Source organism: Pseudomonas maioricensis, from assembly GCF_022790535.1.
In the GTDB taxonomy this organism is placed as follows: domain Bacteria; phylum Pseudomonadota; class Gammaproteobacteria; order Pseudomonadales; family Pseudomonadaceae; genus Aquipseudomonas; species Aquipseudomonas maioricensis.
On record NZ_LOHG01000033.1, the window covers coordinates 1 to 14,123 of the forward strand.

The 14,123-nt window shown below is 58.4% G+C and carries 10 protein-coding genes; 5 read left to right on the plus strand and 5 right to left on the minus strand.

What is annotated here, in order from left to right:
* Positions 1 to 131 precede the first annotated feature (131 nt).
* A complete protein-coding gene (locus AUC61_RS25940) occupies positions 132 to 1,154 on the minus strand; it encodes a transporter (RefSeq protein ID WP_243249113.1) in 1,023 nt (340 codons plus the stop codon).
* Positions 1,155 to 1,428: 274 nt separating this feature from the next.
* Positions 1,429 to 2,256, minus strand: a complete 828-nt coding sequence (locus AUC61_RS25945; RefSeq protein WP_243249114.1) for an aldo/keto reductase — start codon at positions 2,254 to 2,256, stop codon at positions 1,429 to 1,431.
* 370 nt (positions 2,257 to 2,626) lie between these two features.
* Between AUC61_RS25945 and AUC61_RS25950 the strand changes: the two genes are divergently transcribed.
* A complete protein-coding gene (locus AUC61_RS25950) occupies positions 2,627 to 4,243 on the plus strand; it encodes an inorganic phosphate transporter (RefSeq protein ID WP_243249115.1) in 1,617 nt (538 codons plus the stop codon).
* Here AUC61_RS25950 and AUC61_RS25955 read toward each other — a convergent pair.
* Entirely contained in the window at positions 4,231 to 5,136 is a 906-nt protein-coding gene (locus tag AUC61_RS25955) for a LysR family transcriptional regulator (protein ID WP_243249135.1), read from the minus strand. The genes AUC61_RS25950 and AUC61_RS25955 overlap by 13 nt on opposite strands.
* A gap of 344 nt (positions 5,137 to 5,480) precedes the next feature.
* Between AUC61_RS25955 and AUC61_RS25960 the strand changes: the two genes are divergently transcribed.
* Positions 5,481 to 6,680, plus strand: a complete 1,200-nt coding sequence (locus tag AUC61_RS25960) for an MFS transporter (RefSeq protein WP_243249116.1) — start codon at positions 5,481 to 5,483, stop codon at positions 6,678 to 6,680.
* Here the strand turns inward: AUC61_RS25960 and egtB are convergent.
* Positions 6,677 to 8,827 carry an ergothioneine biosynthesis protein EgtB gene (egtB, locus tag AUC61_RS25965; RefSeq protein ID WP_243249117.1) on the minus strand — a complete coding sequence of 717 codons (2,151 nt, stop codon included), beginning with the start codon at positions 8,825 to 8,827 and terminating at the stop codon, positions 6,677 to 6,679. The genes AUC61_RS25960 and egtB overlap by 4 nt on opposite strands.
* A 128-nt stretch (positions 8,828 to 8,955) precedes the next feature.
* On the minus strand, positions 8,956 to 9,324 hold the full coding sequence (locus tag AUC61_RS25970) for a DUF427 domain-containing protein (RefSeq protein ID WP_243249118.1): 369 nt from the start codon (positions 9,322 to 9,324) through the stop codon (positions 8,956 to 8,958).
* 414 nt (positions 9,325 to 9,738) lie between these two features.
* Between AUC61_RS25970 and AUC61_RS25975 the strand changes: the two genes are divergently transcribed.
* From AUC61_RS25975 to AUC61_RS25985, 3 genes are all read left to right on the plus strand, one after another.
* Entirely contained in the window at positions 9,739 to 10,914 is a 1,176-nt protein-coding gene (locus tag AUC61_RS25975) for an XdhC family protein (protein WP_243249119.1), read from the plus strand.
* Positions 10,915 to 11,093: 179 nt separating this feature from the next.
* Positions 11,094 to 12,773, plus strand: coding sequence for an MFS transporter (locus tag AUC61_RS25980; RefSeq protein WP_243249120.1), 1,680 nt, complete (start codon positions 11,094 to 11,096; stop codon positions 12,771 to 12,773).
* A complete protein-coding gene (locus AUC61_RS25985) occupies positions 12,770 to 13,960 on the plus strand; it encodes an HlyD family secretion protein (protein WP_243249121.1) in 1,191 nt (396 codons plus the stop codon). Before AUC61_RS25980 ends, AUC61_RS25985 begins: the two co-directional genes overlap by 4 nt.
* The last annotated feature ends 163 nt before the right edge of the window (positions 13,961 to 14,123 follow it).

Sequence of the window (14,123 nt, forward strand, 5' to 3'; positions counted from 1 at the left end):
GGTGGGGTAAAAGCCTTTTGGTTACTTTTGGGCCCCAAAAGTGACGCGCTGTAAAAGCGCAACCAATATCCGCCATTACGCCAATAACGGATATGCACTCAAAACCACCTAACGCGCGAAAGCGCACAAACCTACCCCTGATCCCGATTCTTGCGAAACGCCCACCGCCCCGCAATCAACGTAAACGTCGCCACCAACGCCACCAACACCCAGAACCCCTCCGGATCGCTCGCCAGCGGAATACCGCCAACGTTCATCCCGAAGAAACCCGCAACGATGTTGATCGGCAGCGCCAGCACAGTCACCACCGTCAACGTAAACAACGTGCGGCTGCTCTGCTCGTTAAGGTTCGCGGCGATCTCCTCCTGCAGTAACTTGATCCGCTCCCCCAAGGCCACCAGATCACTGATCACCAGCGCCGACTCCTCAGTGGACTGACGCAACTCCTGAACATCCGCCTCCAGCAACCAGTCGGGCGGACGATGCAGCAGGCGCATCAGCGAACCAGGTTCCAGCGCCAACAGACGTTGCAAGCGCACCAACACCCGGCGCATGGCACCCAGTTCCGAGCGGTTGTTGCTCAGCCGCTGGGAAAGCAACTGATCTTCGATCTTGTCGACACTCAAGCTGGTCTTGCGCAGAAACTGCGTCAGCACTTCGCCCTGGTCCCGCAGCAGATGCACCAACAGCTCAAGGGGCGAACGAAAGCGCTCGCCACGCTTGACCGAAGAACGCAGCTTGTCCACCGAACGCAAAGGATGCAGCCGGGCTGTTATCAGCAGATTGCGATGAGTGCAGACCCACAACGTGGAAATGTCAGTCGACAACATGTTGAAGTCGAAGACCACATCGTTGACTACCGCCAGCAGCGCGGAATCCACATGTTCGATACGGGTAGAGCGGGAGCCTTCGTGCAGGGCTTCGAAGAACTCGTCCGGCAGGCGCAGATGGGTTTTCATCCAGCGCTCACAGGCCGCATGGGCCAGATTCAGATGCAGCCAGATGAACTCTTCACTGTCCTGGCTGGAATCCAGACAGTGCAGTGCAGCAGCAGAACCGATTTCCCTGCCGCTTTCTCCAGGCTTGAAACTGAAACCGTAAAGCAGGCCGAACAGATCTGAATCCTGGTGGTTCTGCACGATGCTTTGGTTCATGAATGCTCGCTGGCCGTGATGCGCCGGGTCCATGGCAAAGGGACGAAGTGCGCATCATGGCAAGCTGTTGTTGCAGATTTGTTGCGGTTTTGAGTTGTTGCGTAGCAACCATCAGGACCTGTAGGAGCTCACGAGCACCGCGAGGCAGCGATAGCGGTGTATCAGACAAGACGCCATCGCTGCCTCGCGGTGCTCGTGAGCTCCTACAGAAAATCATTCCGGTAGATACATTTTCGCTTGATAGAAGCCGCTCGGCTGCGCTGACGTCAGTCCGTCAAACCATCGCCAACGGCATCTTGCGGGTCGGTACCGGCCAGGCTCTGTCCAGGTCCGCGAGGTCTTGTGCGGTCAGGACCAACTCAGCCGCCGCGGCGTTGAGTTCGATGTGCTTGGGAGTGACCGCCTTGGGGATCGCGATCATGTTGCTCTGACGCAATACCCACGCGAGGCTGATCTGCGCCGCCGTCGCATTGTGACGCAAAGCGATCTCGTGCAACGCCGGATGGTGCAGGAGGTTCCCCGCCTGGCCCTGACCAATCGGGCAGTAAGCCATGATGGGCAGGTTGTTGGCATGCGCCCAGGGCAACAGGTCAAACTCGATGGCGCGATCTTCCGGGTTGTACAGCACCTGATTGGTCGCGCAGGCAGAATTGCCCAGCTCCAGCATGTCGGGCACGTCGAAGTTCGATACGCCCCAACGGCCGATCTTGCCTTCTTCACGCAGACGCTCGAACGCCTCGACGGTTTCCTCCAGAGGATAAGAACCCGGCCAGTGCAGCAGGTAAAGATCGATGTAGTCGGTCTTCATTCGCTTGAGGCTGCGTTCGCAGGCCGCCGGGATGCCTTGTCGACTGGCGTTATGCGGATAAACCTTGCTCACCACGAAGACTTTATCGCGCTGCCCGGCAATGGCCTCGCCGACGATTTGTTCGGCGGTACCGTCAGCGTACATTTCTGCGGTATCGATCAGGTTCATCCCCAGTTCGATGCCCTGACACAGGGCGCGAATCTCAGCCGAACGCAGTTCCTGTCGCTCCCCCATATGCCAGGTACCCTGGCCGATAACCGGAACCTGTTTATCCGCTAATTCGAGAGTACGCATGGGAAGTGCCCGCCAGTGAGTTAAATGATGAGGAATGAGGCAGTAAATCGAAGAAAGGGTTCAGTACGATGAGCAAAAACCGGGGCTGAGGCTCGGCAGGTCCATGCATTCTTTAAATGAAACGCGATCTCCCGTGGGAGCCGGGCTTGCCCGCGATACATGAGACGCGATGTGAAGACACACCGCGTTATCGTTTATCGCGGGCAAGCCCGGCTCCCACAGGGGACTGCATTCCAAATCAAGACAGCTGTTGGTGCATGCCGATCATCCGAAAACATTGACTAAGCCCAAGTTCATTGACTTGTGTAGCATCTCGGTAACATTTTGTAATGAACATGGGCAAATCCATTCTTCAACAGGATCAAGCACCATGGCAACCAGCACGTTAGCCCCGGACTCCTTCGAACACGCCAGCGCCTCAAAACCCCAACTGCACCGCAAACCCAGCACCCTGACAATGGTGATTTTCTTCGCCATTCTTGCCACGGGTTTGCTGTTCACCGCCTATAGCCTCAAGCAAGACGTGGACGACATGGGCACCGTGGTGACCACCTGGACGCCGTTTCTATTATTGGGCGTGGCGTTGCTGATCGCTTTGGGGTTCGAGTTCGTCAACGGTTTCCACGACACCGCCAACGCTGTTGCTACGGTGATTTACACCCACTCTTTGCCGCCAGGTTTTGCTGTGGCCTGGTCGGGACTCTTCAACTTTCTTGGCGTGCTGTTTTCCAGCGGTGCAGTCGCGTTCGGCATCATCGCCTTGCTGCCGGTTGAACTGATCCTGCAGGTCGGCTCCGGCGCAGGGTTTGCGATGATCTTCGCGTTGTTGATTGCCGCGATTATCTGGAACCTTGGTACATGGTGGCTGGGCCTCCCCGCCTCCTCTTCTCACACGCTGATTGGCTCGATCATCGGCGTCGGCATTGCCAATGCCTTGATGCACGGTCGCGATGGCACCAGCGGTGTGGATTGGTCACAAGCGACCAAAATTGGTTACTCGCTACTGCTTTCACCCTTGGTGGGCTTCGGTTGTGCCGCGTTATTACTGCTGGCGATGCGCGCATTCATCAAGAACCGCGCACTCTATAAAGCGCCAGAAGGCAACTCGCCACCGCCATGGTGGATTCGCGGCATGCTGATCGTGACCTGCACCGGCGTCTCCTTCGCGCACGGCTCGAACGACGGGCAAAAAGGCATGGGCTTGATCATGCTGATTCTGGTCGGCACCTTGCCGATGGCTTACGCGTTGAACCGCACCATGCCCGCCGATCAGTCCATTCAATTTGCCGCCGTAGCCGAAGTCACTCAACAGGCGCTGACCCGCAACGCGCCATTGCCCGCACCGGCTGATCCACGCCAGACACTTTCACAGTACCTGGTCAGCAAACAGGAAACCCCTGAACTGATTCCAGCCCTGGCGGTGATGGCGGGCAAGATCGGCATTCAGGTCAAAGGTTATGGCTCGCTGTCCAAAGTCCCCGCCGAAGCGGTCGCTAACGTGCGTAACGACATGTACCTGACCTCGGAAACCATCCGCCTCATGGAGAAAAACAAGGTCGGTAATTTCGACGCTGACACTCAGGACAAACTCAAACTGTTCAAGGATCAGATCGACAGCGCCACGCGGTTTATTCCGACGTGGGTCAAGATTGCGGTAGCCATCGCGCTGGGGCTGGGCACGCTGGTGGGCTGGCGACGGATCGTGGTAACGGTCGGCGAAAAGATCGGCAAGACCCACATGACCTATGCCCAGGGCGCCTCCGCGGAAGTGGTGGCAATGATGACCATCGGCGCAGCGGACATGTATGGCTTGCCGGTATCGACCACCCATGTGTTGTCATCCGGTGTGGCCGGTTCCATGGTCGCCAACGGCTCGGGCCTGCAACTACGGACACTGCGTAATCTGGCCATGGCCTGGGTGTTGACCTTGCCAGCGGCGATCCTGTTATCGGGATCGTTGTACTGGGTGTTCATTCAGATTTTCTGATGGCCACCCACAGGCAATAAGTGCTCTTTGAGAAAATCGATCAAGGCCCGCAGCTTCGGCGATGCATGCTGACTGGCGGGCCAGAGCATCCAGAGGGTGCCGTGACCGACCGTGAAGTCTTCCAGCACAACCTGCAGCTCGCCGCTCTGCAACGCGTCATTGACGACGAAATCCGCCAGGTAGGCGATGCCCATCCCCTCTCTGGCCAGGTAATACAGGGATTGGGTGGTGGTGCAAATCGCGGCTTTCTTCAGGCTCGGAGTATCCGAGCCATCAACACTTCGCAACGGCCAGGGCTCGATTTTCCCGGTAGCCGGAAATTTGTGCAGCAGGCCGATATGCCCTCCCAGATCGGCGGGTCGTAAAGGCACGCCGTAGGTCTGCAGGTATGCCGGCGAGGCGACCAGCATCAGACGAAAATCCCCGAGGCGCCGGGACGTCAGCCGCGAATCCTGCAACGTGCCGGTGCGAATCACAGCGTCGAAGCCTTCCTCAATGATGTCCACCATGCGATCCGACAGGTCGATATCCAGCTCGATGTCCGGGTAGCGGCGCATGAAACTCGCCAGTGTCGGCATCATTAAACCGTCCAGCAACGGCACGCTGATGCGCAGCTTGCCACGAGGCTCGGCAGTCAGGTGCGACAACTCCAGCTCCGCCGCTTCGACCTCGCCCAATATCCGCCGACAGCGCTCCAGAAACAGTGCCCCCTCTGCCGTCAGGGTGATGCTGCGCGTACTGCGATGAAACAGGCGGACGCCAAGACGCTGTTCCAGGCGCGCAATGCTTTTGCCGACCGCCGAGGAGGAGACTTCAAGCGTGCGGGCCGCAGCCGTGAAGCTGCGGGTTTGCGCGACCTGTACAAAGATTCCGATACTGCTGAGGCTGTCCAGATTTTGCTCCCATTAAAACAACTACCTGAACTGAGATAACTTTCTGGCGCGCCCCTCAACAGCGACGTTGCAACCTGCCGGAAGACACCCTGTGCAGACTGTGTGGGAGCGAATTTATTCGCGAAAGAGGTGTGTCAGGCACGGATATTATCGAGGACTGCCCCATTCGCGAATAAATTCGCTCCCACAAATCGCGCTCCATCCGGCGACGCCGGTAGTTCGGACTGGGGCATACTAATCACCAATTACGGACATACTTGTCCGCTATATGCGGAACCTTAGCCTGTTTTTCCTTTAAGCACAGCCCACTAATCTGCCTGCCTCTGACTTCCGGGCTGATTGCCATGACTGAAAAAACGCTGGGTTTCACTGATAGATCACACACTGACCGACTGCCATGGACGGCGTTGCTGGCTCTGGCCATGGCAGGTTTTCTGACCATTCTTACCGAGGCCTTGCCTGCCGGTCTGTTGCCGTTGATGAGCAGTGATCTGCAGGTATCGCCCACTCTGGTGGGCCAGTTGATTACGGTTTATGCGCTGGGTTCGCTGCTGGCGGCCATCCCGTTGACCGCTTTGACACGTAACTGGCGTCGACGGCCATTACTGTTAATCGCCATCGGGGGCTTTGCTGTGGTCAACAGCATCACCGCATTCTCCAGCGACTATGCACTGACTCTGGTGTCGCGATTCTTTGCCGGGGTGTTCGCCGGGTTGCTCTGGTCCCTGCTGGCAGGATACGCCAGTCGTCTTGTGCCAGAACACCTGCGCGGTCGCGCTATTGCCGTAGCCATGGTCGGCACGCCACTGGCACTCTCCATTGGCATACCTGCCGGGACACTATTGGGATCAGCCATCGGCTGGCGCTGGGCGTTCGGGATCATGAGCGTGCTGAGTCTGGTATTAGTGCTGTGGGCCCGTTTGACCCTCGCGGACTTCCCCGGCCAGACTCAACAGCAACACCTGTCGATCCGTCAGGTGTTCGTGCTGCCCGGCATTCGTCCAGTCTTGCTGACGACCCTGACGTTCGTCCTGGCCCACAACATTCTCTACACCTATATTGCGCCGCTGCTGGAACCTGCGGGCCTGGCTAATGAAATAGACCGGGTGTTACTGGCTTTTGGCGTAGCGGCGCTGGGAGGCATCTGGCTGATCGGCGCACTGATTGATCGCTGGCTGCGTGAGCTGGTGCTGATCAGCATTGCGCTGTTCCTGCTCACTTCCTTTGCGTGGGCCATCAATGGTGCAAGCAGCCAGTTGATTTATCTGTATGTGATTGTCTGGGGCGCCGCCTTCGGAGGCGCGGCGACCTTGTTTCAGACGGCATCAGCGAACACTGGCGGTGCCGCGGCCGATGTCAGTCAGTCGATGATCGTTACCGTATGGAATCTGGGTATCGCCGGTGGCGGGCTGGCTGGCGGTTTGCTGCTGCAAAGCTTCGGAGTGCAGTCCTTCAACTGGCTGGTGTGCCTGCTGTTGTCTGGTGCCTTGTTGATCAGCGCCAGCGCACGTCGCGCTGGCTTTCCTGTAAGCAAATACCGCTAGGCGTGCAGGGTAAACAGCGCCACCTCAGGCTCGGCGCTAACCCAATGCTGACTCACCGACCACCCCGCACTGGCAGCCAGCGCAGTAAACGACTCAACGGTGAACTTGTGAGAGTTCTCCGTATGCAGCCGCTCACCGACGCCGAAGTGGAAGGTATGCCCCGCCACCGAGGCCACTTGCTCCACACGACTGACCAGATGCATTTCCATGCGCAGGTCCTGATCGTTCCACAGCGCCAGATGCTCGAAATCATCAACGTTGAACGTGCCGTCCAGTTCGCGGTTGATTCGGGTCAGCAGGTTTTTATTGAAGCGTGCGGTCACGCCTTGAGCATCGTCATAAGCCGCGACCAGCGTCTGCGGGTCCTTGACCAGATCGACCCCGACAATGAAATGTGCGTTTTCGCCCAACAGACTGTGGGCCGCACGGAGAAATTTAACCGCCTGCTCAGGGGTGAAATTGCCGATGGTCGAACCAGGGAAAAAACCCACGCGCGGCAAACCATCAGCCGCCCTTGGCAACTTCAAGGCCCGGGTAAAATCATCAACCTGCGGCGCCACCGTCAAATGCGGGTACTTGTTGCTGAGCTGATGCGCGGCTCGATTCAACGCATTGGCGCTGATGTCGATGGGCACATACACCGCGATCTGCGGTGCAGCGTCCAGCAATAAACACGTCTTGTCACTGGCACCACTGCCAAACTCGACCAGGGCGGCGCCCTGAGGAATCAGCCCGGCCATTTGGCTTGCCACGTCGGTCAGAAGGCGAGTCTCCGCGCGAGTCGGATAGTATTCCGCGGTCTCGCAGATGGCTTCGAACAGTTGCGAGCCTGAGGCGTCGTAGAAGTATTTCGGTGACAGGTTTTTCACCGGAGAGGAAAGCCCGGCTATTACGTCACGGGCGAACTCGCTGTCATGGGGATTAACCACACCGGGTTGGCGACTGTCCCGCGCCAGACGCAAGCCGGAAACCACCCAGCGTTTCTCCGGATGAAAGAAGTTACGGTACGTCGCTCGCGAATGGCTGGGCGACGTCACGCTGGCCCCGCCGCGCAAGACCATCTGATTGATCATGAACTTGCCGTTGTACTCCCCGACCGCGCTGGCCGCAGGGCGAAAGCCGGGATAGGCGCTGTACGCACTCTGCGTCCATTGCCAGGCCACATCGTCCACTTGCTCCAGCAGCCCTGCCAATGCCGCCGCTTCCCATTCAGCCTCGGTGGGCAATCGCGCATCGGCCCAATGCGCAAAGGCCGCGGCTTCGTAATAGCTGATGTGCGTGACTGGCGCATTCGGATCAAGGGGCTCAAGACCGCGCAGCGTCATGCAACGCCATCCGTGATCGTCGTCGTGTTGCCAGTACATGGGCGCGTCCCAGCCGTTTTCCTGAACGATGGTCCAGCCCTCGGACAACCACAGCCCTGCCTGACAGTAACCACCTGCGTCAATGAACTTCAGCCATTCGCCGTTGGTGACCAGCCGATCGCTGATTTCAAAGGACTGCAAATAAGTGGTGTGCCGCGGACCTTCGTTGTCAAAAGCAAAGTCGCTGCCTTGATGACCAATCTCGGTCAGCCCGCCTTTCAAAGGCTTATACCGGCCACGCCGCCCGGCGCTGTCTTTGGGCCATTGAAGGTCGTAAGCCGGTTTGAGCGACGAGGTGCTGAACAGATGAAGAATGTCCATCAGCAGCAATTCCTGATGCTGTTCTTCATGAGCAAGACCCAGTTCGATCAGGCTGTTTAGCGCCGCAGGCAGCGGTTGTTGCAACAGGCTGCTCATATGGCGATCGACATGTTCGCGATAAGCCATGACCTGATCAACCCCGGGACGTGTCATCAGGCCACGTTGCGGGCGGGGATGACGCGGGCCAACGGCTTCGTAATAAGAGTTGAAGAGGTAGCCGAAGGCTGGGTCGAAAGGCTCGTAGCCGGGAATGTTTTCGCTGAGCAGGAAGGTCTCGAAAAACCACGTGGTGTGTGCCATGTGCCATTTGGCCGGGCTAGCGTCCGGCATGGACTGGACCACCATGTCTTCTGCGCTCAGAGGGGCGGCAAGATTACGGGTTCGGCTGCGTACGTTCTGATAACGCTTGAGCAGTTCGTTGGCCGCTGGAATCTGGCGAGGCTCGCGTGAGGGGCTGATCATCAGTGTGAATCTCCGGCGTGGCCGCAACCTGTTTGTTCAGGGAGTGCGGCGTCGAGCATTTCATTTATGAGCAACCGGTAAAAACGGACATGGGTCCACTGGCCACCTGCATCTGCCCAAAAGCGCTTTCAGCCCTGCGGCAACTCACTCACGAACGTCACCCGATCCGGGTAGAACGCCACGTGATTCCTGAGCTGCGCCACGGCTCGATAAGGCTGTTCATAGCTCCAGACTGCGTTCGGGATACGCAGCCCATGGATATCGAGACTGAAATAATGGGCATCGCCTTTGTACGGGCAGTGGGTTTGATATTCGGTTCTAACGTAATGTTCAATCCGTATATCCGAACGGGGTATGTATATAACGGGCGCGTATTTGGCTTCTTCGAGCACTAGCGCGTGATCGCTGCGGGCGAGCAGCGTGTCTCTGAAGAACACGCTAACCACGCCTTTGCAGGGCGTGATAAGGATGGGGTGATCGTAGTCGGGGGTTTTCATGTTCGCCGCCTGTTATCCATTAGCAGACTGCCTGCCGGAATTGAGTCCCTGTAGGAGCTGCCGAAGGCTGCGATGGCGGTGTGTCATGATAAATGCTTCGCAGCCTTCGGCAGCTCCTACAGAAATGCATTTCAACCCAAGAGCTTGCAGGGTGTTTGGTAAGAGCCGCCGAAGGCTGCGAAAGCGATGCCCCCGTCAGTCGCTGCACTCGGCAACTCTCGCATTGGCGTTTCTTGAGCCAGTTGCCATCAGTGTAGCCAGCCTTGGCCAGTCAGCATTTAACGCGTTCGTATGTCTTGACTGAGCGGCGCAACCACGTATTTTCTGCGGCTTGAACGCCTGCATACGGAACGTTTTCGACGACCCTGCATCCGAACACTCTATGCTGTGCACACAGATTTCCGAGGTTTTGTAATGAATGATCTATCCCGCCTGCTGGAGGCTTTGGCCCTCGCTCATACCGACGGGCAGGACGCGGTCATCGCGACGGTGGTCAAGGTCGAGGGATCGGCTTATCGACGCCCCGGTGCACGAATGGTGATCCCCCAGCTCGGCGGCGCCACCGGCACCGTCAGCGGCGGCTGCCTGGAAAGTGATGTGAGCAAGAAGGCCTGGTGGCTAACGGCTTCAGGCAAGCCGGTAATCCGCACGTACAGCACCGGCGAGGACGACGATGACCTCGAAGACGCGGAGCTTAGTTTCGGGCTGGGCTGCAATGGCACGGTGCATATTCTCTTCGAACGGGCCAGTGCACAGACGCCTTCACTGGCAATCAAGGTACTGAAGCAGGTACAAGCCAGCGGCCGACCGGCGGCCCTGGCCACGGTCATAGGCTCCGAAAGCGAACAGCAGACAGCGCTGGGCGAGCGGGTTGCACTGGACGCCGACGGTACGCTCGAGCTGCAGATGCAAGACCGGCTCTTGGGCCAGACCATTGCGGCTGACCTGAAGACAGTGCTGGATGCTGAAAAATCAGCGATTCGCAGTTATGAAGGCCATTCAGGTCCGATTCAAGTCCTGCTCGAATACGTCCCCGCACCTCGCCGTCTAGTCATATTCGGTGCGGGTCATGATGCGGTGCCGCTGGTCAACATGGCGCACTTGCAGGGTTGGCACACGACGGTGATCGATGCGCGCACACACTTCGCACGCCCCGAACGTTTTCCCGATGCGGATCAAGTCAGCGCCCTGCCCTTGCAGCCTTTCGCCGGGATGCAAGCACTGATCGACGACGCTGCGGTGGTGGTGATGACCCACAGCTACACTCAGGATCGCCACTGGCTGGGGCAGGTGCTCGCCCAGCAGCCACGTTACATCGGCCAACTGGGGCCGCGTAGCAGAACCGAGCGTTTGCTGGACGAGATGAGCAGCGAGACTCGTCAACTGCCCGCTTTCACAACGCTGCACTACCCGGTAGGCCTGGATCTGGGTGGCGATACACCGGCAAGCGTTGCGTTGTCGATTCTGGCGGAGATCAATGCGGTGCTTAACCGTCGCAGTGGCGGCATGCTCAAGCATCGCGAAGCGAGTATTCATGCGGCCGATGTGATGATGGCGGGCGAGACAGGACTGCTGAAGAGTGGGTCTTAGGGGCGAGTAGACATACTGCTATAACAGAATCTGCAGGAGCTGCCGAAGGCTGCGAAATCGTTAACCCTGACACACCGCCTTCGCAGCCTTCGGCAGCTCCTACAGACTGCATTCAGATCCCGCTCTGACGTGCTGCACCCGATAACAAACGCAGACTTGCCACAAGGCAGTACCCACGCATGAGCAGTAAATACATTCAGCGCGACTGGGCTCCGCACGAACGGCCAACCATGCCAGGCTCGCCGTCCACGCCGCTGCACTCCACCCAAAAGCGCTGGGCATTCGCGCTGGTCGGAGTCATCGTAGCGCTGACCGGCGGCCTGGGTAATGCGCTGGTGGTCGCCAATCTGCCCTATCTACAAGGCTCGCTGGGCGCAACCACGGCAGAAGTCGCCTGGCTTCCCGCAGCCTATGTAATGACCAACGTCTCCATGAACCTGGTGCTGGTGAAATTTCGTCAGCAGTTTGGCTTACGGACTTTTACTGAACTGTTCCTGGTACTTTATGCGCTGGTGACTTTTGCACACTTGTTCGTCAACGACCTGAATTCGGCCATCGCGGTGCGTGCCGCCCATGGAATGGTCGGTGCGGCACTGTCGACCCTCGGGCTGTATTACATGATTCAGGCTTTCCCGCAAAAGTGGCGCCTGAAAGCGTTGGTGCTGGGGTTGGGGACGGCGCAACTGGCGATCCCCATGGCCCGACTGGTGTCCGAGGATCTGCTGCAGATTGCCGAGTGGCGCGGGCTTTATTTGTTCGAGCTGGGCATGGCGCTGCTATCGCTGGGTTGCGTGCTGATGCTCAAACTGCCACCGGGAGACCGTTTCAAGGCGTTCGAAAAGCTCGATTTCCTGACCTTCGGACTGCTTTCCACGGGCTTCGCCCTGCTCTGCGCCGTGCTGTCGCTGGGACGTATCGAATGGTGGCTGGAAAAATCCTGGATCGGCCTGGCATCCGCCGCCTCCATCGGGCTCATATGCGCCGGGCTGGCCATTGAACATAACCGCACTAATCCACTGTTGATCACGCGCTGGCTGGGCAGTGGTGCGATCTGGCGTCTGGGGTTGGCGGTCATCCTGTTCAGAGTCGTACTGTCGGAGCAATCCATCGGCGCAGTAGGCTTCCTGCAAACCCTGAACATGGGCTCCGAGCAACTGCATTCGCTGTATGCCGTGATGTTGCTGGGCAGCGTCGCCGGGCTGGCGGTCAGTGCGTGGACCATCAACCCGCAGCACCTGATCAAACCGTTGCTGATTTCCCTTGCGATGATCGCCATCGGCGCCTGGATGGACAGCGGCTCGACCAATGTAACCCGACAATCGAACATGTACCTGAGCCAGTTTCTGCTGGCCTTCGGCGGTACGTTCTTTCTCGGCCCGACGCTGGTGCTGGGCATCAGCAGCGTGATCGCCAACCCACGCAACATGGTCAGTTTTTCAGTCTTGTTTGGTATTACCCAGAACCTTGGCGGGCTGATTGGCTCGGCAGTGTTCGGCACGTTCCAGATCGTGCGGGAAAAATTTCATTCAAGCGTTTTAGTCGAGCACCTGACGTTGATAAATCCTCAGGTTCAGGCCCGTTTGCAGAGTTCCAGCGCTAGCTACGCCTCTGCCATCGCCGACCCATCGTCACGGACTAACCAGGGGATACGCGCCATCGCCACTACGGCCACCCGGGAAGCCAATATTCTGGCTTACAACGACGTATTCATGTTGATTGCACTGATCGCAGTCCTGACCATGGTCTGGATTTCCATTCGTGTGACCTGGCTGAAAATGACCACCAGACCGCTGATGGCGAGCACGCCGAAAGCAGCAACATCCACTCCCGTAACCTCCAGCGGCGCCCAACCTTCATGAATGAACCGACCACGCCTCCCGCCTCGTCAACCGCCGGGCCTAATCCGGCCCCTGAACAACCCGCGTCCTCTGGACCGCCCCCGGCGCCAGCCGCCGCCCCTGCCAGTAGTGAGCCGCGCTCGTCCCGGACGCGCATCATCTCTTCGATTATTTTTGCCAGCGTGGCGCTGGTCGGCATTCTGATTGTGCTCTACGCGTGGCAACTACCTCCGTTCAGCAGCCCTATAGAAAGTACGGAAAATGCGCTGGTAAGAGGCCAAACGACGATTATTGGTCCTCAGTTGAGTGGCTACGTGTATGAAGTGCCTGTGCAGGACTTCCAGTTCGTCAAGGCGGGCGATCTGCTGGTGCGCCTGGACGACCGCATTTACCGCCAGCACCTCGACCAGTCACTGGCGCAACTGGGCATTCAGAAAGCCTCACTGGCCAACAATCTGCAACAACGACGCAGTGCTGAAGCGACCATCGCACAGCGCAAGGCCGCGCTGGAAAATACGATCGCCCAAGGGCGCAAGGCGGCAGCGGACCTGCGTCGCAACCAGGCGCTGGTCACCGATGGATCTGTTTCGAAAAGCGAACTGGACGTCAGCCGCGCCGCCGATGCCCAGGCTACTGCCGCCGTCGCCGAAGCGCGGGCGGCACTGGATATCGCCAAAGAAGACTTGCAAACCGTGATCATCAACCGTGGCTCGCTGGAGGCATCAGTGGCCAACGCCGAAGCGGCCATCGAGTTGGCCCGCATTGACCTGAGCAACACTCGAATTCTGGCTCCACGTGACGGCCAGTTAGGGCAGATTGGCGTGCGCCTAGGTGCGTACGTCAATTCCGGCGCGCAGTTGATGGCTCTGGTACCCGACCGGCTTTGGGTCGTCGCCAACATGAAAGAAACGCAGATGGTCAATGTGCGCCTCGGCCAGCCGGTCACCTTTACCGTTGACGCGCTGGGTCATGAGAAAATGCACGGCCGCGTGCAGCGTATTTCACCTGCTACCGGCTCGGAGTTCAGCCTGCTGCCTGCTGATAATGCTACCGGCAACTTTGTGAAGATTTCCCAGCGGATTCCGGTGCGGATCATTGTCGAACCCGGCCAGCCGTTGGCGAAGCGTTTGCGACCGGGGATGTCGGTGGTGGTCAGCATTGATACCAGTCAGGACGGTGAGGTGCCAGCGGATCCGGGTGGTGAGTGAGACATCGTTCCTGTAGCTGTTCTTGTGTACATATCCGTTGAAGCGGTGATGGCTGATATTGGTTGCGCTTTTACAGCGCCTCACTTTTGATAGAGCGCAAAAGTAAGCAAAACGCTCTTGCCCCACCACTCGGTCCCTCGCCTAGGCTCGAGATGCCCGCCCG

Coding starts and splice junctions, on each gene's coding strand:
- AUC61_RS25975 (WP_243249119.1), top strand. CDS start 9,739: ATGAATGATCTATCCCGCCTGCTGGAGGCTTTGGCCCTCGCTCATACC.
- egtB (WP_243249117.1), bottom strand. CDS start 8,827: ATGATCAGCCCCTCACGCGAGCCTCGCCAGATTCCAGCGGCCAACGAA.
- AUC61_RS25940 (WP_243249113.1), bottom strand. CDS start 1,154: ATGAACCAAAGCATCGTGCAGAACCACCAGGATTCAGATCTGTTCGGC.
- AUC61_RS25960 (WP_243249116.1), top strand. CDS start 5,481: ATGACTGAAAAAACGCTGGGTTTCACTGATAGATCACACACTGACCGA.
- AUC61_RS25950 (WP_243249115.1), top strand. CDS start 2,627: ATGGCAACCAGCACGTTAGCCCCGGACTCCTTCGAACACGCCAGCGCC.
- AUC61_RS25970 (WP_243249118.1), bottom strand. CDS start 9,324: ATGAAAACCCCCGACTACGATCACCCCATCCTTATCACGCCCTGCAAA.
- AUC61_RS25980 (WP_243249120.1), top strand. CDS start 11,094: ATGAGCAGTAAATACATTCAGCGCGACTGGGCTCCGCACGAACGGCCA.
- AUC61_RS25945 (WP_243249114.1), bottom strand. CDS start 2,256: ATGCGTACTCTCGAATTAGCGGATAAACAGGTTCCGGTTATCGGCCAG.
- AUC61_RS25985 (WP_243249121.1), top strand. CDS start 12,770: ATGAATGAACCGACCACGCCTCCCGCCTCGTCAACCGCCGGGCCTAAT.